This is a genomic window from Parafrankia sp. BMG5.11 (assembly GCF_004337455.1).
In genome coordinates, this window is sequence record NZ_SJXI01000027.1 from 168001 (window position 1) to 189202 (window position 21202).

The following is a 21202-nucleotide window of genomic DNA, read 5'->3' on the forward strand; positions in this document are numbered from 1 at the left end:
GCCGGCCTGGTCGGCGGGTGTACCCTTCTCGGGCGATTTGGGCGTAGTCATCGGGACTTCTCCTTCGCCTCACCAACGGGCGAGACGCGTGATCTATCCCTCGTCCGTCACGCTGGTGCGCAGCTTGGGGGTGTAATCCAGCGCCCCCTGTTCCCGAATAAGCGCGCGGAACTCATCCCGTTTTTCGTGTATCGAGGCGATCACCGGCCCCATCGGCACGCCGAGGTCCACCAGCACCGCCTCCGATAATTGAAGCGAGCTTTCTAGGGTTTCGGGCACCGCATGGCTCGCTCCCGCCCGGTACAGCGCGGAGGCGTGCGCCAGGTCGCGCGCACGGGCGATGATCGGCAGGTCGGGGTGAGCACGGCGCAACTTGGCGGTGAGGCGCTGGGCGAGCACCGGTTCGTCCATAGTCAGGATGATCGCTGGGGCGTGGTCGATGCCGAGACGCTCCAGAGTCTGGCCGCGTCCCGCATCGCCGAACACGGCGCGGTACTTGCGCCGGCGGGCGCGCAGAACCAGGTCGGAATCGCTATCGATGGTGACATAAGGGATTCCGTGCACGGTCAGCATGTCCGCTACCAGCCGGCCAACCCGCCCAGCGCCGACGATGATCGCCCGCCCTTCGCCCAAGGCGTCTTCCATTGCCGGCAGCGGCTCTACGCGCCGCGCCACTACTGAGCCAAGCCGGGCCAGCAAGGGGGTTACCGTCAGGCCGATGGCGGTGACGATTTGCCAGAACTGCGCCGTAGCCGGATCGATCAATTGCGCGGCGGTGGCAGCGGCGAGGACGATCAGCGTCGTTTCGCTGGGGCTGGACATCAGCAGGCCCGTTTCCGCAGCGGTCCCCCGCCGCGCCCCCATCAATCGCAGCAGCACCCCGGTGACGACCGCCTTCAGCGACAGCACGGCGACTACCGCGAGTGCGATCGAGCCGAACTCCGTCCAGATGCGCTGGAGGTCCACGCTCATGCCAACCGTGATCAGGAACACGCCCAGGGCCAGACCCTTGAACGGCTCGATGATCCCCTCGACTTCGCCCTGGTACTCGGTCTCGGCGATCAGCAGTCCGGCAATCAGCGCACCGACGATCGGCGACAGGCCCGCCGCCGCGGTCGCCAGGCTGGCGCCGATCACCACCAGCAGGCTGGCCGCAAGGAACAACTCCGGGCTTTTGGTGCGCGCCGCCTGACCAAACAGCCGCGGGAGGGCAAGCCGCCCCACCACCAGCAAGCCGATCACCGCCAGAGCTCCCTGCCATAGGGTAGTGACCAGGCCCTGGAGGCCGTCAGCTTGCGCGTAGGGAGCCAGCGCCCCCAGGGTGAAGATGATGGGGACGATCGCGATGTCTTCGAACAACAGCATCGACAGGGCGGCGCGCCCGACCGGGGTGGTGGTGCCGGAAATCGGCAGCACGATCGCGGTCGAACTGAGCGCGAGGGCGAAGCCGAGCGCCGCCGCGCCGGCCAGGCTCAGGCCCGTCAGCGACAAACCCGCGGCGATCAGACAGCCGATGATCAGCAATTCGAGCGCGCCCAGACCGAACACCAGCCGCCGCATCGACCATAGCCGATTGAACGACAGCTCCAGCCCGATCGTAAACAGCAGCAGGACGATGCCGAATTCGGCGAACGGCGCCAGCGCTTCGGTATCGGTGATGGTGAAGTGATAGAGCCAAGGCGCTTGCGGCACGAACCTCCCCAGGCCGAACGGCCCGACCGCGATGCCGATCAGGATGAAGCCGATGATCGGAGTGATCCGGAACCGATGGAACACGGGGATGACGATCCCCGCGGCGCCCAGGATCACCAGCGCGTCCGACAGCGTGTCGCTGGCTGCGAGTTCGGCCGCCATCAGCGCGCCTTGCCCATGCGAGCGCGGAGGCTTGCGCCGCGCACAGAACCGTGAGCAAGACTGGATAACTGTGGCATCCAGACGCCTGTTTTATCGCCTTTATTGTTCAACGGGCGTGACCTTGACGGGGGCGGTACTGATTACGGGCCACGACCATAACGACGCACGCAGGCCCGAGTGCGGAGAAGATCGCGCGAGGATAGACGGTGACGACATGCCGCAGCAGGGTAGCGGCCAAGCCGATGAATAGGAAAACGAATTACACAGCGCGTACCCCGCAGCCGTGGGCCTAGTCTGCGACGCGATCCTATCCGCCGCCCGGTCCGCCGTGCCCCAACGGTTCGCGCCGCGGGCGGGGCTTGCCGGGGTGCTTGCCCGTCTTGTCCCATTCGATCCGATAGAGGTCGAACCGCCGGTCAGCGAGGTTGCGGACAGTGCCTTCCGCGCGCGCCCAGTTGAGGTCGGCGAGATTGATGTCGCTGATCGTCAACGTTTCCACGTTCTCGGTCGCTTCGGCCGCGATGCCATCGCGGGCGAACGGAAAATCACACGGCGTGAGGATACAGCTTTGCGCGTACTGCACGTCCATGTTGGCGACGTTCGGCAGGTTGCCGACGTTGCCGCTCATCACCACGAAGCACTGGTTCTCGATTGCCCGCGCCTGCGCGCAATAGCGCACCCTTAGGTAACCCTGCCGGTTGTCGGTGCAGAAGGGCACGAAGATGATCCGCGCGCCTTCGTCGGCCAGTCGGCGGCTGAGTTCGGGGAACTCGCTGTCATAGCAGATCTGCACGCCGATCGGACCGCAGTCGGTCTGGATCACGTCGATCTTCTCGCCGCCGCGAATGTTCCACCAGTACCGCTCGTTGGGCGTCGGGTGGATCTTTTCCTGCTCGTGAATCGAACCATCGCGAAGGCACACGTACGACACGTTGTGGATGTCGCCATCGTCCATGCGCGTTGGATGGCTGCCGGCGATGATGTTGATGTTGAAGCGCATCGCCATGTCGGAAATGTCCGCTTTCAACCGGGGCGTGTAGTCCGACAGCCGCTCGATCGCCTCGACTGGCGACAGTTCCTTCTCCTCGAAACTCAACAGCATCAGCGTGAAGAGTTCGGGAAACAGGATGAAGTCCGCCTCATAATCGCTTGCAACATCGATGAAATAGCGAATGGTTGAGAGGAACTCGTCGTAATCCTTCACTGCGCGCGCCTGCAACTGGCAGGTGGCGACGCGGACCGATTCCACCCCGCGCGGCAGTCGCTTCTTCGCCGGCTGGTCGCGCTCGACGTACGGGTTGCGCCACACCATCAGCACCGCGTTCGCGGCCGAAGCGGTGTCTTCGGGCAGATAGCCTTCCAGCACACGATCAGGCTCGAACCCGTTGGCGAGCTGGAAGCGCAGCACCGGATCGTGCAGCTTTCCGGCGACCACCTGGTCGAGGTAGTCCTGCGGCCCGCTGACCTTGCGCCGGTTGCGGCGGTAGTGCGGCATCCGGCCAGCGAAAACGATCCCGGTCAGGTCGCGCTCTTCGGCCAGCGACCGGCGCTCTTCATACAGGCGCCGACCGATGCGCACGCCACGCACCTTGGGATCGACGCACATCTCGTAGCCGTAGAGCCAGTCCCCGGTCGGATCGTGCCGGCTGCCAAAGCCATTGCCGGTGATCTCGTCCCAGTCGTGATCCTGAAAGGCCAGCGCTTCGGCAACCTGCATCGTCGCGCAGTATCCGACGATGGTGTCGTCGAGCAGAGCGACAAAGCAGCCCTCGCGGAAATTGTTGATCTGGCCGCGGATCTCGCCGTGGGTATAGGCGGGCATCTCGTCGTATACGCGCCGCACCAATGCTGCGATGCCAGGGATGTCCTTCACGCGGGCGTTGCGCACCTCCAGCCGGCGTTTCCCGGCTTTCTCGCTGGCTTTGCGCCTGGGCATCGAACGCGGCTTGCTGTTGGCGGTATCGGCCATGGAACTCCATATCGGTGGCGTCGCGTGTGCGAACACGAAAAAGTGGGCTGCTTATGCGAAAGGACCGGGCCCAGCTGCAGCCGACCCGGTCCCTAGGTTTGCATCAGGAATCACATCGCTCGATCAATGGCCGAGCGACGCGATGGTTTCACCCCGCCTGGGCGGCCATTTCCTTTTCAAGGTTCTCGACGATCGCTTCGAAGAACTGCTCGGTGGTCATCCATGCCTGTTCGGGGCCGATGAGAAGGGCCAGGTCCTTGGTCATCTTGCCGCTCTCGACGGTGTCGATGCACACCCGCTCCAGCGTCTCGGCGAACTTCTGCACCTCGGGGGTGCCGTCGAACTTGCCGCGATAATAGAGGCCGCGGGTCCAGGCGAAGATGCTGGCGATCGGGTTGGTGCTGGTCGCCTTGCCCTGCTGGTGCTGGCGGTAGTGGCGGGTAACGGTGCCGTGCGCGGCTTCGGCTTCCACCGTCTTGCCGTCCGGGGTCAGGAGAACCGAGGTCATCAGGCCGAGGCTGCCGAAGCCCTGCGCCACCTGGTCCGACTGTACGTCGCCGTCGTAGTTCTTGCACGCCCACACGAACTTGCCCGACCACTTGAGCGCGGAGGCGACCATGTCGTCGATCAGGCGGTGTTCGTAGACGATGCCGGCAGCCTTGAACTTCTCGGCGAAGCCTTCGCTGTCGAACACTTCCTGGAACAGGTCCTTGAAGCGGCCGTCATACGCTTTCAGGATGGTGTTCTTGGTGCTGAGGTACACCGGCCAGCCGAGGTTGAGGCCATAGTTGAAGCTGGCGCGGGCAAAGTCGCGGATCGAATCGTCGAGGTTGTACATCGCCATCGCGACGCCGCCGCCTGCGAAGTTGAACACCTCGCGGTCGATCACTTCGCCATCGTCACCCTCGAATACCAGGCGCAGCTTGCCGGGTCCGGGCACGACGAAGTCGGTCGCGCGGTACTGATCGCCGAACGCATGGCGGCCGACCACGATAGGGTCAGTCCACCCCGGGATCAGCCGGGGGACGTTCTGGATGACGATCGGTTCGCGGAAGATCGTGCCGCCCAGGATGTTGCGGATAGTGCCGTTGGGGCTTTTCCACATCGACTTGAGGTTGAATTCCTCGACTCGCGCCTCGTCTGGCGTGATCGTCGCGCATTTGACCGCGACGCCGTACTTCTTGGTCGCTTCGGCGGAATCGACCGTGATCTGGTCGTTCGTCTCGTCGCGCTTCTCGACCGAGAGGTCGTAGTACTTCAGGTCGATATCGAGATAGGGCAGGATCAACCGCTCGCGGATCCATTGCCAGATGATGCGGGTCATCTCATCGCCGTCCATCTCGACGACGGGGTTCACTACCTTGATCTTTGCCATATCGGTCCTGCTGTCGGTCATGCTGTATCGGGAGGTTGCGCGGGCTTTAGCAGGGCACCGGCAGGGTGCAAGGGCAGCCCGGAAACGCGAAAGGCGCCGCTTTCGCGACGCCTCTCGAAGGTTCGATGGTGGGCGTAGCAAGGATTGAACTTGCGACCCCTACGATGTCAACATAGTGCTCTACCACTGAGCTATACGCCCGCACCATCGTGCCGCCAACTGCGTGGCGAGGCGGCCATGTAGCGGCGGCTGCGCGCCGCTGCAAGGGGGTCAGAGGCGGGCGGCTTCTTCGGTCCGAAATACCCGGTCGACCTCGAGCACCAGATCCTTGAGATGGAAGGGCTTGGACAGCACTTTCGCGCGCGGCTGTTCCCGGCTGGCCTTCAGCGTCACCGCGGCGAAACCGGTGATGAACATCACCTTCGTCGCCGGGCTGACCTCGTTGCACCGCTGGGCAAGCTCGATCCCGTCCATTTCGGGCATGACGATGTCCGACAGCAGCAGGTCGAAATGCTCCGCCTCCAGCAGCGGCAGGGCTTCGGTCCCGCGGTCCACCGCGACCACCGAATAGCCTGCTTTCTCAAGCGCGCGCGACAGGTACGTGCGCATCGCCTCCTCGTCTTCGGCGAGGAGGATTCGGGTCTGGGGAAGCTCGTTCATGCGCGCGTCTTACCCCATGGCGCTTAAGAAATCTTTCGCGCCGAAGCTGGCGGCCTGCTTTGACACACGCGCCGACGGCATTACCTCAAGGCCCATGGCGAGCGAGGGATATCCGGGCGAGGGCAAGGGAGGGGGCACGATCCCCGGAACCGATCTTCCCGCGTTCGAGTTACGCCAGCCGATCGGCGCTCCGATCCCGGTGCTAATAGCGGCGCCCCACGCCGGACGCGTCTATCCCGCAGCGCTGACTGCCCGGATGCGCCATCCCGCCGATGCGGCCTTGCGACTGGAGGACCGGCACGTCGATTCGCTAGCCCGGGGTATCGCGGAGGCGACCGGGGCTGCGCTGCTCGTCGCGCAGGCACCGCGGGCAATGGTCGACCTTAATCGGGCGCCCGATGACATGGACTGGTCGATGATCGCCGGCGGCAATGCCGGGGGCGCACGGCACTCACTAGCCAATCGCCGCGCGCGCAGCGGACTTGGAGTGGTGCCGCGCCGCCTGGCTGGGCTGGGGGAGATCTGGCGCGGGACCATGCCGCGCGATGAGTTCGATGCACGCATCGCGTTGATCCACGCACCGTATCACGCTGCGTTGGCGCGGGCGCTGGAGCGGCTGCGGGATCAGTGGGGCGCGGCGTTGCTGATCGATCTGCATTCGATGCCGCCGCTCGGTTCTCCGGGAGGCAGACAACCGGCGCCCGAATTCGTCATCGGTGATCGGTTCGGCGCGAGCTGCGACCGCGGACTGGTGAGCACGGCTTTCACCTTCCTGGAGGCGCAGAGCCGGGTCGCCGCGCACAACCGGCCATACGCTGGCGGCTACGTGCTCGACCGCCACGCTGCACCAGCGCGCGGCATCCACGCGCTGCAATTGGAGATATGCCGGTCGAGCTATCTCGACGCGCGGTTCGCTGAAACGAGCGTGCGAGCCAGCGCGGTGATCCGCACGGTTGCCGGACTGGTCCGGGCGCTGGCCGGCGAAGTCGCGAACCTGGGCGGCGCCAGGACGACGCCACTCGCAGCCGAGTAGGCCCATGAAAAAACCACCTCGTGCAAACGCACGAGGTGGCCAAGGTTCAGGGAGGAGGTGCACATCGGTGCACCAACCCGATCCGGCCATGAGGGAAGCGCGAACCGGGCAAGAGCGAAATAGGCGCGCAGCAAAGGGGTTTCAACCCCGCCCCGGCGCCCGCCTATCCGCGATCGATCAAGAGGCGGCCGGAGTCTCCAGCTGACCTTCGATCGCCTGGATCTTTCCTTGCGATACCTGCCGCGCGAAGACCACGCGCATCAGGTCCATCGAGAACAGGTGGGCGAAAATCAGCGCCATGATCCCGTTCGAAGTCCACTGCTTGGCGGTCTCCGCGTCGAGTTCGCGCAGCTTTTCCTCATTCACCATCTTGAAGCCGCGGTAGATGTAGGGCTGGTCCGGCGTCTCGTTGCGCGTGATGGCGACTTCGCCGTCCATCAGCAGATCGGCCTTGACCAGCTCCGCCACGAACGCCTGAGTGCGGGCGCCCGCCTCTTCGAACTGCTCGCAGAATTTGAGCGCGCCTTCCACGGACTCGGTCGGCTTGCCCTCGTCATCAAACAGCGGCCGGCCTTCGTCGAATTCGCCGATCGCCTCTGCAGTCGGATCGAAGCACAGCGACAGCTCCTGCGCATCGGGCGTCAGCCGGGCCAGCAGGTACGGATACCGGCGAGCATAGGCCGGGATGTACACGTCCTCTTCCAGCATTCCGTCATCGTTGAAGAAGGTGTTCACGCCTTCGTTCAGCCCAAGCAGAGCCAGCGGCACGCTACCTTCGCCGGAACTGAACACGATCGGGAAGTTGCGCTGCGCCTGGATGAATTCGTCAGCCGTCAACGGGATGGCGTGCTGATCGCGCATCCACTTCAACCCTTGCGGCGGGTTGATCTTGTACTTGCCATGATCGCGGCTGTTGAGCGGCATGAGGTCTTGGTAGAACAACGGCAGGGTCGGCTGCGGCGCGCTGGCCATATCAGGTCTCCGAAGATTAAGTGCGGCGGCAGATCCCGGCCCCGCGCAAGAAAGCGGGCGCTTTACGGATTGTGGCCGGCTGGCGCAAGCGGGACCAGCTTGCCCGGATTGAGCAATCCCAAGGGGTCGAGCGCCTGCTTGACCGAGCGCAGGACCGATAGCGCGACCGGATCGCCCAGGCGGCTCAGTTCATCCCGCTTTAGCTGTCCGATGCCGTGTTCGGCGCTGATCGAACCCTCCCATCGGGTGACCAGGTCATGGACCTGGCGGCTGATCGCCTTGCCCGGTCCAGCCTGCCACTCGCCGGCGTCGACCCCGGGCGGGGCGATCACATGAAAGTGAACGTTGCCATCACCCAGATGGCCGAACGCGACCGCGTGCGTACCCGGCCACGCCCGTTCGACTTGGTCCACCGCATCGGCGACGAAGCCGGGCATCCGGTCCACGGGAACCGAAAGGTCGTGCTGCACCGCCGGACCGCGCGCGCGCTCGGCAGGGGCGATGGCCTCGCGAATCGCCCAGAACGCCTCGGCCTGCGTTTCGCTCGCAGCGATGGTGGCGTCTTCCACCCGGCCAAGCTCGAACGCCCGGGACAGCAGGGATTCCGCCCGGTCGGGAAGGTCGTCAGCGGCGGCGTGATCGGCGGCCAGTTCGATCAGGGCATGCCAGCCATGGGCGCCTGACAGAGGAGCGCGCGCGCCGGGGAGGTACGCCAGCACATCCTCCAGGGTATCCTGCGCCAGCACCTCGAAGCCTTCGAGCGCGTCGCCTGCGTTTTCTTCGCAGAACAACAGCAGCTCGCGCGCGGCAGCCAGAGTGGGGACCCCGACCCACAACACCGCACGCGCCGCGAGCGCCGGTACCAGCCGCAAGGTGGCTGCCGTGACGATCCCCAGCGTCCCCTCCGACCCGATGAGCAACTGCTTCAGATCAAATCCGCGGTTATCCTTCTTGAGCGGAGTGAGGGCGGAGAACACGCTGCCATCGGCCAGCACCGCCTCGATCCCCATAACCTGCGCGCGCATCGACCCGTGGCGCAGCACTTGCGTGCCGCCGGCGTTAGTCGAGACGAGGCCCCCCACGGTGGCAGAACCCTTGCCGCCCAGGGTGAGGGGAAAGCGCAGGTTCTGCGCCTCGGCCGCGCTGTGCAAAGTCTGCAGCACCACGCCCGCTTCGCACACCGCCTCCCGCGCGGCCGGGGCGAACATGCGGATGCGGTCCATCCGGCGGAGCGACAGGAGTAGGGCGCTGCCGCTTCCATCAGGGGTCGCGCCGCCAGACATGCCGCTGTTCCCGCCCTGCGGGACGATCGGCACGCGGTGCTCGGCGCACAATCTGACCAGCGCCGCCACCTCGGCGGTCGAGGCGGGCGAAGCCATTGCCAGCGCTTGCCCGGTGAACCGGCCCCGCCAGTCGGTCAGCCAAGGCTGCATCAGTTCAGGGTCGTACGTCAGTCCGCGCTGGCCAAGAATAGCCGCTGCCGCCTCCAGGAAAGGTCCACGATCTTGCATGGCTGCGCCTATGGCACAGGATTGGCGGGCAAGGCGAGAGTTGCACCGGGCAGCGGTAAGATTAAGCCGCTATTCAACCGCGTGAGCTAGGGACCGCATCGAACATCACCTGATGAACCTGTTGCTGACCTTTTTCGCGCCGATCGCGCTGCTGGTGCCCACCATGACGGTGGGCGGGGCTGCCGGCGACGCCGTGCCCGCCGCGCCCCAGGCCCGCGAGCCGATACGCGCGGTCAGCCCGGCCGATGAACCGGCTGCCGGGCAGGTGCGGATCGAGCAGCGGGTCATCGTCCGGATTTCACCGCCCGGACCGCGGATTCGTCAGAGCATCGCCGCCGAAACCGCCCCTGCCGCTGTCCCGCGGCTCAGCGAGCGCAAGATGGGCAAGTGCGTCCCCGTCAGCGGCATCGCGGCGGTTCAGCCCGATTCCAGCGGCAGGCTGCTGCTGTTCATGCGCGATCGACGGCTGGTTTCGGCCACGTTGGAAAAAGCGTGCAGCGCGCGTGATTTCTATGCTGGCTTCTACCTGGAACGAACCCGGGACGGCATGCTGTGCGTGGACCGCGACCGGCTCCATTCGCGCGCTGGCGCAAATTGCGAGGTGAGCCGCTTACGACAGCTGGTTGCCAAAGACGACTGAGCCGATGCGAACGGCCATGACCGGGGGGGTGGCGGAACCTTGACTTTCACCGCCGCCGCGCGCACTGCGTGACGCGGATCGTGGCGGGCGGCGCGCCCTTCGTCATGAACGGCGCGCGCCGCCCTGCCGAACCCTCTTTCAATCGAGACTGCATGACCTTCGCCGACCTCGGCCTATCACCCGAACTTCTCCAGGCGGTGGAAACCGCCGGCTACACCGAGCCGACGCCTATTCAGGCGCAGGCGATCCCGCCGGTGCTGATGATGAAGGACATCATCGGCATCGCCCAGACCGGGACCGGCAAGACCGCCAGCTTCGTGCTGCCGATGATCGACATCCTCAGCCATGGCCGCCGCCGCGCGCTGATGCCCCGCAGCCTGATCCTCGAACCCACCCGCGAACTCGCCGCACAGGTGGCCGAGAACTTCATCAAGTACGGCACCAACCACGACCTCAAGATGGCGCTGCTGATTGGCGGCGTGCAGATGGGCGATCAGATCAAGGCGCTGTCCGATGGCGTCGATGTGCTGATCGCCACGCCGGGCCGGCTGATGGACCTGTTCGAGCGCGGCAAGATCATGCTCAACGGTTGCGAGCTGCTGGTGATCGACGAGGCTGACCGGATGCTCGACATGGGGTTCATCCCCGACATCGAGTTCATCTGCTCCAAGCTGCCCGAAACCCGGCAGACGATGCTGTTTTCGGCCACCATGCCGCCGCCGATCGAGAAGCTGGCGAAGAAGTTCCTCACCAATCCCAAGCGGATCGAGGTCAATCGCGCGGCCAGCAGCAACGAGAACATCACCGCGTTCAAGGTGCCGGTGAAGGCGCGCGACAAGCGTGACACGCTGCGCTGGCTGCTCCGCAATGACCTGGTCGACACCGCGATCATCTTCGCCAACCGCAAGACCACGGTGCGCGAGATCAACAAGAGCCTGCAGAGCCACGGCTTCCGCTCGAGCGAGATCCACGGCGACATGGACCAGTCGAGCCGGATCAAGGAACTCGACCGGTTCAAGAATGGCGAGGTCAACATCCTCGTCGCCTCCGACGTCGCGGCCCGCGGGCTCGATATCAAGGGCGTGAGCCACGTATTCAACTTCGACACGCCGTGGCACCCGGATGACTATGTGCACCGCATCGGCCGCACCGGCCGCGCCGGGGCCAAGGGCAGGGCGTTCACCTTCGTCTCGGAGGAAGATGCCGAAGCGATCGGCAATGTCGAAAAGCTGACCCAGGCGCCGATCGCGGTGTTCGGGAAGAAAGACCTCCGGGTCGAACTCGTTGCACCAGCGGTCACCGCCCCCGCAGCCGCTGCTGAAGTGTCCGAGCCTGAGGGTCGCGCAGAGCGTCCCCGGCGCGAAGCTGCCGACCGCGGGCGGGAGGACCGTCCTCGCCGCGGCCGCGAAGAGCGTCCGGCGCGCGCGCGCGACGAGCAGGCCGAGCGGCCTCGCAGTGACGACCGCGCCCACCGGGATGAGCGCCCCCGCCAGGACGAGCGCCCCCGCCGGGACGAACGGGACGACACGCCGTCCAAGCCGGGCGAGTGGAACGGGCCGGTGCCGAGTTTCCTCGAACATTCGGCACTGTAGGTTGCGCTACGCCGCCTGACTTTCTGAAGTACCCCACACCTTGTTGGCGATTGCCTTCGGACGAGAGCAGCACCCACGCATGAAGACCCCGCCGTTAGGCGTCAGGCTACGGTGACGAAGCTGTCGATCACCCGCTTGCGCCCTGCGGCCTCGAATTCGATCTCCAGCTTGTTGCCTTCCTGATCGACCACTTCACCATAGCCGAACTTGTCGTGGAACACCCGCTGTCCGACCGCGACATCGCTGCGCGGCTTGGCGGCAAAGCTGGCGGCGCTGCGGGTATTTTCCCTGACACGGTGCGGCGTGGCGTCGTAGCCGGTGGTCAGCGCCCGCTGCCAACCCGGGCCGCGGGTCAGCGTGCGGGCAGGCTGCGCCCGCGCGACGTGAGCGAACGGATCGTCGTGCTCACTCATTTGCGCGCGCCAGAGTGAGGCTCCGCCGGTGAGGGTGGTCTCCTCGGTGATCTGGTCGGCCGGTAGTTCGCCGACAAAGCGACTCGGGATTGAACTGGTCCACTGCCCGTAGATGCGGCGGTTGGCAGCGTGGATGATCGTGCACCGACGGCGCGCGCGAGTGATTGCCACATAGGCGAGGCGCCGTTCTTCCTCGAGGCTGGCGAGCCCGCCTTCATCCAGCGCGCGCTGCGACGGGAACACTCCCTCTTCCCAGCCAGGCAGGAACAGGTGGTCGAACTCCAGCCCCTTGGCCGCGTGGATGGTCATGATGGTGACCTTTTCCCCATCATCGGCGCGTTCGTTGTCCATCACCAGCGCTACATGCTCGAGGAAATCGCCTAGTGTGTCGTATTCCTCCATCGCGCGGGAAAGTTCGGACAGGTTCTCGGCCCGACCGGCGGCTTCGGCGCTCTTTTCCGCCTGCAGCATCGCGTCGTAACCGCTGTCGGCCAGCACGGCGCGGATCAATTCGGCCGGCGGAATGCTCTCGGCCATCTCGCGCCAGCGGAGGAATTGCCCCATCAGGTTCGCGATGGTGCCGCGCGCACGGGCGGGCAATTCGTCCGAGTCCGCCAGTTGGAGCGACGCGGCGGCGAGCGGCAGGCCGGTCGCGCGGGCGTGGCGGTGCATCAGTTCAAGCGTCTTGGCACCCAGACCGCGCTTGGGCTGGTTGTAGATCCGTTCGAACGCCAGATCATCGGCTGGGCTGGCGATCACCCGCAGGTATGCGAGCGCATCGCGAATTTCCGCCCGCTCGTAGAACCGGAAACCGCCGATGATGCGGTAGTTCATCCCGATCTGGATGAACCGGTCTTCGAACTCGCGCGTCTGGTACTGGGCACGGACCAGGATCGCGACTTGGTCTAGCCCTGCGCCCTCGCGCTCCAGCCGCTCGATCTCCTCGCCGATGCGGCGGGCTTCCTCGGGACCGTCCCACACGCCGATGACGCGGACCTTCTCGCCCGCAGGGATTTCGGTCCACAGCGTCTTGCCCAGGCGGTCGCTATTGGCGTTGATCAGGCCGGATGCGGCGGCCAGGATGTGCGGGGTGGAGCGATAATTCTGCTCCAGCTTGATCACCGCCGCCCCGGGGAAGTCCTTTTCGAACTTCAGGATATTGGCCACTTCCGCGCCGCGCCAGGAATAGATCGACTGGTCGTCGTCCCCCACCACGCAGATGTTCTTGCGCTCCTGCGCCAGCAGGCGGAGCCACAGGTACTGGACCTGGTTGGTGTCCTGGTACTCGTCGACCAGGATGTACTTGAAGCGCTGCTGATACTGCTGGAGCACCTCGCGGTGGCTGCGGAACACGTTGAGGATGTGCAACAGCAGGTCGCCGAAATCGCATGCGTTCAGCGCCTTCAGCCGCGCCTGATACAGGCCATAGAACTCCTGCCCGCGCCCGTTGGCGTACGCTTCGTTCTCCACCGCATCCAGATCGGCGGGGTTCAGCCCGCGGTTCTTCCACCGGTCGATCAGGCCGGCAAGCTGGCGCGCGGGCCAGCGCTTCTCGTCAAGACCGTTTTCGGTGATCAGCGTCTTGAGCAGACGGATCTGATCGTCCGTGTCGATGATCGTGTAGTTCGATTGCAGGCCGACCAACTCGGCATGGCGGCGCAGCATCTTGGCGCCGATCGAGTGGAAGGTGCCGAGCCACGGCATTCCCTCAACCGCCTCGCCGATATGGCGGCCGACCCGTTCCCGCATCTCGCGCGCGGCCTTGTTGGTGAAGGTGACGCAAAGGATCTCGCTCGGCCAGGCGCGGCGGGTTGCGACGAGGTGAGCCAAACGCGCGGTGAGCGCCGCCGTCTTGCCGGTGCCCGCGCCGGCCAGCATCAGCACCGGACCTTCCGTGGTCAGCACCGCCTGTTGCTGCGGGACGTTAAGTCCCTGCGCATACGCGGGAACTTCGCCAGCGTCAGGGGCGGCGGGAAGGGCGGGGTCGGCATCCATCTATCGCGAACAGCTAGGGAACATGGGTGTGCCACGCAAGGGGCGGGGCGGAACCGAGTGCCGAGGGTGAGCGTAGCGAGTTCACAATTGTTGAGGAGAGATCCGATGAACAAGTTGATGCTCGCCGGCGCTGCCGCGTTGGTCTTTGCAATGCCGGCGTTGGCACAAGACATGTCGGTGGACGCCAGCGGCAATGTCTACACCATGACCACGACCCAGCAGTCCACCTATGACGCATGGCCGCCGGATCGGCAGACGACCTATACCGCGTGGCCGAGCACCTATCAGACCTATTTCTGGACGCTGACCCCGGCACAGCAGACCGGCTGGTGGGCCCTGACCGACGACCAGCGCGCTCGCGTCTATGCGATGACGCCAGAGCAGCGCACCGCTGCGTGGACCTCGATCGAGGGGCAGATGGCGGGCACGCCGTCGGCCAATGCCTCGACCACCGCGCAGACCGCGACCACCGCCGCCATGGGCGCGAGCACTGGCGGCCCCCGGTTCGTGAGCGGGGAAGTGACGCAGAGCGTGCCTGCCGCAACCAACGGCGGCACCTACCCCCCGTGCCGCGGCACCGTGCAGGATCAGTGCATCAATCCGCGCGAAGCAGGGCTCAATTACGGCAACCGCCCGCTCAACCGGTGGCCTGGTCGACCCGCCAGCGAGATACCGGGTCCGAAAAAGCAGAACTGACCCATCGTCGGTCGAGAGAAGGGCACCTTCCGTGACGGGAGGTGCCCTTTGCGTGTCAACCTTCGGCGCGCAGGAGCCAGAGCCGTGCTTTGCCGACCTTGCGCTCAACCTGCGTCGACAGACCCTTCACGATGAGTTGTTCGTCGGCCCCGGTCTCCGCCGCGATCCAGGTGGCGGGTCCGAACCAGCCGAGCCGCGCCAGCCGGTCGAGCGCTACACCCGCGGCCCCGGTGCCGTATGGCGGGTCGAGCAGCATCAGGTCGTACGGCGCCTGGACCGGGGCGAGCTCCATCACCGAACCGCGCCGCACCTCGCTGCGCTCCCTTGCACCCAGCGCCGCGATGTTGGCGCGGATCGCATCGACTGCGGCGGGGTCCTGCTCGACAAACAGCGATGATCGTGCACCGCGAGACAAAGCCTCCAGTCCCAGAGCGCCGCACCCCGCGAACAGGTCGGCGACCGTCAGCCCGTCAAAAGGGCCGATCCTGCTGGTGAGCATGTTGAACAGCGTTTCGCGGGTCCGGTCGGCGGTCGGCCGGGTGGCTTCTCCCTTGGGAGCGATCAGCTTGCGGCCACGCCATTCGCCCGCGACAATTCTCATCGCGTCGGCCTCATGCCTTCAGGCTCTTGCGCAGCCGCTCCACTTCGACCTGCGGGATTTCCGCCACCGCGCCGCGCGGCAGATCGCCCAGGTTGAAGGGGCCATACCCGACGCGAAGCAACCGGCTGACCTGTAGGCCGAGATGTTCCAGCACGCGGCGAACCTCGCGGTTCTTGCCTTCGGTCAGCGTCATCACGATCCAGCGATTGCGCCCCGCGCCGCGCTCAAGGTCGGCCTCGATCTTGCCATAGCGCACGCCTTCGATCTCGATCCCCTCGATCAGGTCATCGAGCCGGCTCTGCGTGATGTCGCCGAACGCGCGCACGCGGTAGGTGCGCGGAACGTTAGAGGAGGGCAGCTCAAGCGACCGCTTGAGCGCGCCGTCGTTGGTCAACAGCAGCAGCCCTTCGGTGTTCATGTCCAGCCGGCCGACCGGCATCACCCGGGGTGCGTTGCGCGGCAGCGCGTTGCGTAGCGCGGTGTAGATCGTCGGGCGGCCCTTGGGATCGCGCTCGGCAGTAAGCAGGCCGGATGGCTTGTGAAAGGCAAACACGCGGGCCGGTTCCGCCCGCTCAACCGCCTTGCCGTCGACGGTGACATCCTGCAGGTTGGGGATGATCGTCGCCGGGGTATCGAGCACCTTGCCGCCGATGGCCACCCGGCCTTCGGCAATCATTCGCTCCACTTCGCGCCGGCTGGCGACTCCGGCGCGCGCGAGCAGCTTGGCGATGCGTTCGCCTTCGGGTCGGTCAGAGCTTTGTGGCATGTCCGCGCGACTAGGCGCTCAGTTCGCCGCGCGCAACGCCTCGCTCACCGTGTCATGAAACCGGCGGATGCCCCCTTCGAGCGTACCGAGCGTCAGTTCCGGCACCACGCCGGTCGACAGTCCTTGTTGGCCCAGCTCGGCCGCGCGAAAATCTTCGGATGCAAACACCCCGCCATCGAGGAGGGCCCAGCTGCGCTCCCAGTGATCGCGCGCCTTGTCGCTGTGCGGCTCCTCCGGGATCAGCATGAAGTCTTCCACCAGAGTGTGATCGTGCGCAGTCGGCCACAAGGCCATCACGTTGATGTAGTCGGGACTGGGGATGATGACCGTTGCCGGGAGCAGCTGATAGGCGAAAGTCACCCGCCGCCGCAGCGCGGCCATGTCGGTGAGGTCAATGTCGCCCAGCTCGTCCACCCGGCCGACCGCGCTGCGGGCATGGCAGCCGATGAGATCGCCGGCGGTCACGCCGTCCTTGAAGAACGGGCCGATGGTCTTCGCGTGCAGCCGGGTGACATGATAGCTTTCCAGGAACGCGTCCATGATCAGCTTCCAGTTGCCGCGCACCTCGTGAGTCTTGCGGCGAAACAGGAAATGATCCGCGGCGCCGAAGGCGTCCATGTCGTCGCCCAGCGTGCGGGCGAGGGTGAAATCCGCCTCCTCGACTGGTGAATACCAGATAAGCCCGCCCGCCTCGCAGCTCGGCAACTCGACGAGGTGAAAGACGCCCTTGTCGAGGCCGGGGAAGCTGTCGGGGCGGGGCAGGGCGAGGAGCGCGCCGTCGAGGCGATAGGTCCACGCGTGATACGGGCATACCAGCCGCGCGGCACACTCCGCTTCGTTGCCTTCCACCAGTCGCGTGCCGCGATGGCGGCAGACGTTCAGGAACACATGGCAGACGCCCGCCTTGTCGCGGGTCACCAGCAGCGGCTTGCCAGTGAGATCGTGCGGCACCGCCATTCCCGGATCGGGGACCAGCGCACTGGGCATCAGCACTTGCGGCAGACGGTCGAACAGCGCGGCCTTCTCGCGCGCGAAATGCTCAGGATCGGTGTAGACGGAGGCGGGCACCGTGGTGATGCCCCCCGCGGGGCGCGTCTCGCCGCGTGCCAGTGCTTCGGCCAGCGCAAGCTGCCCGGCAGTCGGTCTTTTCCCCGGCGCGATTATGGCCTCGTTCATGGCGAAGCTTCCTTATTCTTGTCCCAGCGCTAAGTGTCGCACGGAATTGGGTATTCGGGAAGGACGCTAGGGAATGGCCGCAGCCGCAGCGAAGAAGCCGGGGTTTCGCACGCTGATGCGCGCGATGCGCCATCGCAAGACCGGTTTCATGGCGCTGTTCGGGTTTGCCAGCGGGCTCCCCTTCGCGCTGTTCCTGGGCACCCTTTACGCCTGGCTGACCGAGGCCGAGGTCGATCTTGAAACGATGGGCGTGTTCAGCCTGATCGGGCTGGCCTACGCCTTCCAGTTCCTCTGGTCGCCGCTGGTGGACCGGATCGACATTCCGCTGTTCCGCAAGCTGGGCAAGCGCAAGCAGTGGATCGTGCCGGCCCAATTGGTGCTGGGCGCGGTGCTGGTGATCATGAGCGCGCTCGATCCGGGCAGTGCGCTCGGCATGTTCAGCCTGCTGGCCGCGATCGGCGCGTTCGCCAGCGCGACGCAGGACATCGCGATCAACGCGTGGCGCATCGACATCGCCGACGAGGACGCGACGCTCGATATCCTCTCGACCGTCTACCAGATGGGTTTCCGCCTGTCTTCGCTGGTGGGCGGGGCGCTGGCGCTGATCCTGGCGGCGCGGATCGGCTGGCCGCAGACGTACCTGCTGATGGGCGGGATCCTGCTGGCGATCGGCGTGGTCGGGCTGTTTGCACCTGATGCCGACGTCGTCGCGCCGACCGCCGAGCAGCAGGACGCGATGCTCGAACTGCGCCGCGCCGGACAGCTTTCCCCCAAAGTGCGGATGCAGGCGCTGCTGGCGATCGGGGCGCTGTGGGGCGCGGCGCTGCTGACGGTGATCGTGTTCATGGTCATGTCGATGACCGCCGCACCCGACGAGCGGCCAGATCCCACCGCTTTTACGGCCACCGCAGGTCCGCTGATCGTCATCGCCACCATCGTGCTGCCCGCCCTGATCGCCGGTTGGCTGGTGGGCAAGCAGCGCAATCCGGCCTTGCTGTTGCAGGAAGACGTGCCGGTCGCCACCGGCGGAGCGGTGGTGGCCGACCATCTCTATCGTGCGCTGGTGCTGCCGCTGGTGGAATTCGTCGGCCGGCTGGGCTGGTCGCTGGTCCTGATCCTGGCGCTGGTGCTGACCTACCGCATCTGCGACGCGATCTGGGGCACCTTCGCCTATCCGTTTTACCTGGGCGAACTGAAGTACTCCAATGACGAGGTCGCGGTCGCCTCCAAGTTCTTCGGAGTGGGGGCCATCGTGCTCGGCCTCGCGATCGGCGGAACGCTGCTCACCGCCATCGGCCGCATGGCGACGTTGACCCTGGGGGCGGTGCTGGCCGCGCTCACCAACCTGCTTTACGCCGACCTTGCCCGGGGAGGCATCACGATGCAGGCGTTCGCCGATGCAGTCGGGTTCACCAACCTGGTGCAGAGCTTCGGCGCAAGGCCTGAAATGGCCAAATTGATGCTCGCGATCGGCGCCGAGAACCTCGCCGTCGGCATCGCCGGGGCCGCCTATGTCGCGTGGCTCTCGTCGATCGTCGCAAAGGGATATAGCGCGGTGCAGTACGCGCTGTTGTCGTCACTGACATTGCTGGTCGGGACCCTGGGGCGCGGCGCACTCGGTCAGGCGATCGAGGAGCGGGGCTATTACAATGTCTTCCTGTTCACCACCGCCATCGGCGGCATCGCCGTCGTCCTGTGCCTCGCGGAATGGTACCGGCAGAGCCGCACGGCTCAGGCCGGGGTGGTCGCGCCAGAGCCGGCCTGACCGATTGCGGCGATCAGCGGGGGATCTCGTCGTTCGCCCGCAGGACCTCTCCTGCGAGGTATAGCGAGCCGGCGATCAGGATCGGCCGCCCGTCCGGCTCGATCGCGCGCAGCGCGTCCTCGACGCTGGCGAAGGCACGGCAGCCGGGGCCGAAAGCCGGCGCGTCGTGACAGTCGCTTCCGGCGATCGGCACCGCCGACAGGCTGGCGATCCGACCCTCCAGCGGATCGACGATCGCGCGCGGGTTCTTGTTCGCCAACATTCCGATGACGAGGTGCACGGGCTTGTCAAAATGACGAGCGATGGCCGCCCCGGCGTCGGGATTGTGGCCCCCATCAAGCCATAGCTCGCGCCCCGCGACCAAAGCGCTCAGAGGTCCGTCGCCCAGCAGTTGCAGCCGGGCGGGCCAGCGGGCGCTGCGGATGCCTTCGTTAATCGCCAGCGGGTCGACCGCCACGAAATCCTGGTGCCGCAGCATCGCCACCGCGAGTGCCGCATTATCCGCCTGATGCGCGCCGGCGAGTGCGGGAAGGGGCAGCGCAAGGCGGCCGTGCCGGTCCTCGTATTCGATGCGCTCTCCCACGTGTGCCGACCAGTCGCGCCCGCGCATGTGCAGCGGTGCCCCGGCGGCCAGCGCGGCGCGCTCGATTTCGAGTTCGGCGGCTTCGGAATAGCTCATCGTCACCAGTGGACGGCCTGGGCGGACGATCCCCGCTTTCTCGAACGCGATGCGCGCGATCGGATCATCGGGCGTGCCCTCTTCGGGTGCGAGCAGGAATGCTTCGTGATCGATACCGAGGCTGGCGATCCCGCAGGCGGCGGGGTGCGGAAGCACGTTGGTCGCATCGAACCGGCCGCCCAGGCCGACCTCGATGATGCACGCGTCGGCCTCCGCCTCCGCGAAAGCGAGGAAGGTAGCGGCAGTGGTGACCTCGAAAAAGCTGGGGCCGAGGTCCTCGCCAGCATCCAGCACGTCCTTCAGGCGCCCGGCAAGCTCATCGTCCGAGATCAGCTCGCCCGCGATGCGAATGCGTTCGTTATAGCGGACGAGGTGCGGCTTGGTGGCGGTGTGGACGGTCAGCCCGCCGGCCTCCAGCATCGCGCGCAGGTAGGCGCAGGTCGACCCCTTGCCATTGGTGCCGGCAACGTGGAACGCGGGCGGCAGCCGGTCCTGCGGGTTGCCGAGCCTTTCCAGCAGCGCGCGGATCGTTTCCAGCCCGAACCGTGCCTGCGGCAGCGTCAGCTTCGCCAGCCGATCGAGCTGCGCCTGCACCGCGGGATCGGACGATGTCGCAAAGTCTTTCATCCGCGCCCTCCGCGTGCGGGAGAAGAGCTACGCCGCCCGCGCCGGCGCGAGGTATTCGATCAGGGTCGCCAGCGTATTCTTCAGGTCCTTCCGCTCGACCACCATATCGACCATGCCGTGCTTGTGCAGGTATTCGGCGCGCTGGAACCCCTCGGGCAGCTGCTCGCGGATGGTGTCCTGGATCACTCGCTGACCGGCAAAGCCGATCAATGCGCCGGGTTCCGCGATGTGAATATCGCCCAGCATGGCATAGCTCGCGGTGACGCCGCCCGTGGTGGGGTCAGTCAGCACGACGATATAGGGCAGGCCGGCCTCCTTCAGCCGGCGGGTCATCACGGTCGCCTTGGGCATCTGCATCAGGCTGAGGATGCCTTCCTGCATCCGCGCGCCGCCCGCTGCGGTCACCACGATGTAGGGGCAGCGCCGCTCCAACGCCCGCTCCGCGCCTGCGACGAACGCGGTGCCGACCGCCATGCCCATGCTGCCGCCCATGAAGCCGAAATCCTGCACCCCGACCACCGCCGGCCGTCCCCCGATCGCGCCGGAGCCGACGCTGAAGGCATCGCTATGCGGGTTCTTGGCGCGCGCCTGCTTCAGGCGGTCGGTGTACTTCTTCGTGTCGCGGAACTTGAGCGGATCTTCCTTCACGCTCGGCTGCGGGAGGACGTCGAATCCGGCGTCGAGCAATTGGCTGAGGCGCTTGTCGGCGCCGATCCGCCCGTGGAAGTTGCACCGGGGGCAGACTTCCAGGTTGTCCTCGAACTCTTTGATGAACAGCATCTCCTGACAACCCGGGCACTTGATCCACAGGTTATCGGAAGTCTCGCGCTTGGCGACGAACGGGAGCGAGTTGCGGACGCGGCTGAGCCAGCTCATGC

General features: G+C 66.0%; 17 protein-coding genes and 1 tRNA gene. 5 read left to right on the plus strand and 13 right to left on the minus strand.

What is annotated here, in order from left to right; all coding sequences use genetic code 11:
• Nucleotides 1-93 precede the first annotated feature (93 nt).
• The 5 genes from E0504_RS18785 to cpdR form a co-directional block, all read right to left on the minus strand.
• Complete coding sequence (locus E0504_RS18785; RefSeq protein WP_131625267.1) at nucleotides 94-1854, minus strand: cation:proton antiporter; 1761 nt, start codon at nucleotides 1852-1854, stop codon at nucleotides 94-96.
• A 307-nt stretch (nucleotides 1855-2161) separates the two neighbouring features.
• Nucleotides 2162-3790, minus strand: a complete 1629-nt coding sequence (locus tag E0504_RS18790; protein ID WP_131625679.1) for a carbon-nitrogen hydrolase family protein — start codon at nucleotides 3788-3790, stop codon at nucleotides 2162-2164.
• Nucleotides 3791-3971: 181 nt separating this feature from the next.
• Complete coding sequence (locus tag E0504_RS18795; RefSeq protein WP_131625680.1) at nucleotides 3972-5198, minus strand: NADP-dependent isocitrate dehydrogenase; 1227 nt, start codon at nucleotides 5196-5198, stop codon at nucleotides 3972-3974.
• Between the two features lie 126 nt (nucleotides 5199-5324).
• Nucleotides 5325-5399 (minus strand) — tRNA-Val (locus E0504_RS18800).
• 69 nt (nucleotides 5400-5468) lie between these two features.
• Nucleotides 5469-5858 carry a cell cycle two-component system response regulator CpdR gene (gene cpdR / locus E0504_RS18805; RefSeq protein WP_131625268.1) on the minus strand — a complete coding sequence of 130 codons (390 nt, stop codon included), beginning with the start codon at nucleotides 5856-5858 and terminating at the stop codon, nucleotides 5469-5471.
• Here cpdR and E0504_RS18810 point away from each other — a divergent pair.
• Nucleotides 5857-6891: an N-formylglutamate amidohydrolase gene (locus tag E0504_RS18810; RefSeq protein ID WP_207974472.1), complete on the plus strand. Its 1035-nt coding sequence runs from the start codon at nucleotides 5857-5859 to the stop codon at nucleotides 6889-6891. The two genes, cpdR and E0504_RS18810, sit on opposite strands and share 2 nt — an antisense overlap.
• 177 nt (nucleotides 6892-7068) lie before the next feature.
• Here the strand turns inward: E0504_RS18810 and E0504_RS18815 are convergent, their stop codons facing one another.
• Entirely contained in the window at nucleotides 7069-7863 is a 795-nt protein-coding gene (locus tag E0504_RS18815) for a SapC family protein (protein WP_131625269.1), read from the minus strand.
• Between the two features lie 62 nt (nucleotides 7864-7925).
• Nucleotides 7926-9374, minus strand: a complete 1449-nt coding sequence (locus E0504_RS18820; protein ID WP_131625270.1) for an FAD-binding oxidoreductase — start codon at nucleotides 9372-9374, stop codon at nucleotides 7926-7928.
• Between the two features lie 112 nt (nucleotides 9375-9486).
• On the opposite strand from E0504_RS18820, the gene E0504_RS18825 reads away from it, so the two are divergent.
• Together E0504_RS18825 and E0504_RS18830 are read left to right on the plus strand one after the other, a co-directional pair.
• On the plus strand, nucleotides 9487-10014 hold the full coding sequence (locus tag E0504_RS18825; RefSeq protein WP_131625271.1) for a hypothetical protein: 528 nt from the start codon (nucleotides 9487-9489) through the stop codon (nucleotides 10012-10014).
• 152 nt (nucleotides 10015-10166) lie between these two features.
• Complete coding sequence (locus E0504_RS18830; protein WP_131625682.1) at nucleotides 10167-11606, plus strand: DEAD/DEAH box helicase; 1440 nt, start codon at nucleotides 10167-10169, stop codon at nucleotides 11604-11606.
• Between the two features lie 101 nt (nucleotides 11607-11707).
• Here E0504_RS18830 and E0504_RS18835 read toward each other — a convergent pair whose 3' ends face one another.
• Entirely contained in the window at nucleotides 11708-14014 is a 2307-nt protein-coding gene (locus E0504_RS18835) for an ATP-dependent helicase (RefSeq protein ID WP_131625272.1), read from the minus strand.
• Nucleotides 14015-14119: 105 nt separating this feature from the next.
• On the opposite strand from E0504_RS18835, the gene E0504_RS18840 reads away from it, so the two are divergent.
• Nucleotides 14120-14710 (plus strand): hypothetical protein, encoded by a 591-nt coding sequence (locus E0504_RS18840; RefSeq protein WP_131625273.1) that lies wholly within the window; start codon nucleotides 14120-14122, stop codon nucleotides 14708-14710.
• Nucleotides 14711-14765: 55 nt separating this feature from the next.
• Here the strand turns inward: E0504_RS18840 and rsmD are convergent, their stop codons facing one another.
• The 3 genes from rsmD to E0504_RS18855 are packed head-to-tail and all read right to left on the minus strand — an operon-like array spanning nucleotide 14766 to nucleotide 17253.
• Nucleotides 14766-15311 carry a 16S rRNA (guanine(966)-N(2))-methyltransferase RsmD gene (rsmD, locus tag E0504_RS18845; RefSeq protein WP_131625274.1) on the minus strand — a complete coding sequence of 182 codons (546 nt, stop codon included), beginning with the start codon at nucleotides 15309-15311 and terminating at the stop codon, nucleotides 14766-14768.
• A gap of 10 nt (nucleotides 15312-15321) precedes the next feature.
• The gene (locus tag E0504_RS18850; protein WP_131625275.1) at nucleotides 15322-16077 is read right to left on the minus strand and encodes a pseudouridine synthase; all 756 of its coding nucleotides are present in this window, start codon (nucleotides 16075-16077) and stop codon (nucleotides 15322-15324) included.
• A gap of 18 nt (nucleotides 16078-16095) precedes the next feature.
• The gene (locus E0504_RS18855; RefSeq protein ID WP_131625276.1) at nucleotides 16096-17253 is read right to left on the minus strand and encodes an aromatic ring-hydroxylating dioxygenase subunit alpha; all 1158 of its coding nucleotides are present in this window, start codon (nucleotides 17251-17253) and stop codon (nucleotides 16096-16098) included.
• A gap of 73 nt (nucleotides 17254-17326) precedes the next feature.
• Between E0504_RS18855 and E0504_RS18860 the strand changes: the two genes are divergently transcribed.
• Nucleotides 17327-19018 (plus strand): MFS transporter, encoded by a 1692-nt coding sequence (locus tag E0504_RS18860; protein WP_131625277.1) that lies wholly within the window; start codon nucleotides 17327-17329, stop codon nucleotides 19016-19018.
• Between the two features lie 13 nt (nucleotides 19019-19031).
• Here the strand turns inward: E0504_RS18860 and E0504_RS18865 are convergent, their stop codons facing one another.
• Both E0504_RS18865 and accD read right to left on the minus strand, forming a co-directional pair.
• Nucleotides 19032-20324 (minus strand): folylpolyglutamate synthase/dihydrofolate synthase family protein, encoded by a 1293-nt coding sequence (locus tag E0504_RS18865; RefSeq protein WP_131625278.1) that lies wholly within the window; start codon nucleotides 20322-20324, stop codon nucleotides 19032-19034.
• A 27-nt stretch (nucleotides 20325-20351) separates the two neighbouring features.
• Nucleotides 20352-21200, minus strand: coding sequence for an acetyl-CoA carboxylase, carboxyltransferase subunit beta (gene accD / locus E0504_RS18870; protein ID WP_131625279.1), 849 nt, complete (start codon nucleotides 21198-21200; stop codon nucleotides 20352-20354).
• Nucleotides 21201-21202: the final 2 nt, after the last annotated feature.

Bases quoted from the DNA above. Each gene is read 5' to 3' on its own strand.
- E0504_RS18850 (WP_131625275.1), bottom strand. From the start codon at position 16,077: ATGCCACAAAGCTCTGACCGACCCGAAGGCGAACGCATCGCCAAGCTG.
- E0504_RS18860 (WP_131625277.1), top strand. From the start codon at position 17,327: ATGGCCGCAGCCGCAGCGAAGAAGCCGGGGTTTCGCACGCTGATGCGC.
- E0504_RS18825 (WP_131625271.1), top strand. From the start codon at position 9,487: ATGAACCTGTTGCTGACCTTTTTCGCGCCGATCGCGCTGCTGGTGCCC.
- E0504_RS18835 (WP_131625272.1), bottom strand. From the start codon at position 14,014: ATGGATGCCGACCCCGCCCTTCCCGCCGCCCCTGACGCTGGCGAAGTT.
- E0504_RS18795 (WP_131625680.1), bottom strand. From the start codon at position 5,198: ATGGCAAAGATCAAGGTAGTGAACCCCGTCGTCGAGATGGACGGCGAT.
- E0504_RS18790 (WP_131625679.1), bottom strand. From the start codon at position 3,790: ATGCCCAGGCGCAAAGCCAGCGAGAAAGCCGGGAAACGCCGGCTGGAG.
- rsmD (WP_131625274.1), bottom strand. From the start codon at position 15,311: ATGAGAATTGTCGCGGGCGAATGGCGTGGCCGCAAGCTGATCGCTCCC.
- E0504_RS18785 (WP_131625267.1), bottom strand. From the start codon at position 1,854: ATGGCGGCCGAACTCGCAGCCAGCGACACGCTGTCGGACGCGCTGGTG.
- E0504_RS18830 (WP_131625682.1), top strand. From the start codon at position 10,167: ATGACCTTCGCCGACCTCGGCCTATCACCCGAACTTCTCCAGGCGGTG.
- cpdR (WP_131625268.1), bottom strand. From the start codon at position 5,858: ATGAACGAGCTTCCCCAGACCCGAATCCTCCTCGCCGAAGACGAGGAG.
- E0504_RS18820 (WP_131625270.1), bottom strand. From the start codon at position 9,374: ATGCAAGATCGTGGACCTTTCCTGGAGGCGGCAGCGGCTATTCTTGGC.
- accD (WP_131625279.1), bottom strand. From the start codon at position 21,200: ATGAGCTGGCTCAGCCGCGTCCGCAACTCGCTCCCGTTCGTCGCCAAG.
- E0504_RS18865 (WP_131625278.1), bottom strand. From the start codon at position 20,324: ATGAAAGACTTTGCGACATCGTCCGATCCCGCGGTGCAGGCGCAGCTC.
- E0504_RS18855 (WP_131625276.1), bottom strand. From the start codon at position 17,253: ATGAACGAGGCCATAATCGCGCCGGGGAAAAGACCGACTGCCGGGCAG.
- E0504_RS18810 (WP_207974472.1), top strand. From the start codon at position 5,857: ATGCGCGCGTCTTACCCCATGGCGCTTAAGAAATCTTTCGCGCCGAAG.
- E0504_RS18840 (WP_131625273.1), top strand. From the start codon at position 14,120: ATGAACAAGTTGATGCTCGCCGGCGCTGCCGCGTTGGTCTTTGCAATG.
- E0504_RS18815 (WP_131625269.1), bottom strand. From the start codon at position 7,863: ATGGCCAGCGCGCCGCAGCCGACCCTGCCGTTGTTCTACCAAGACCTC.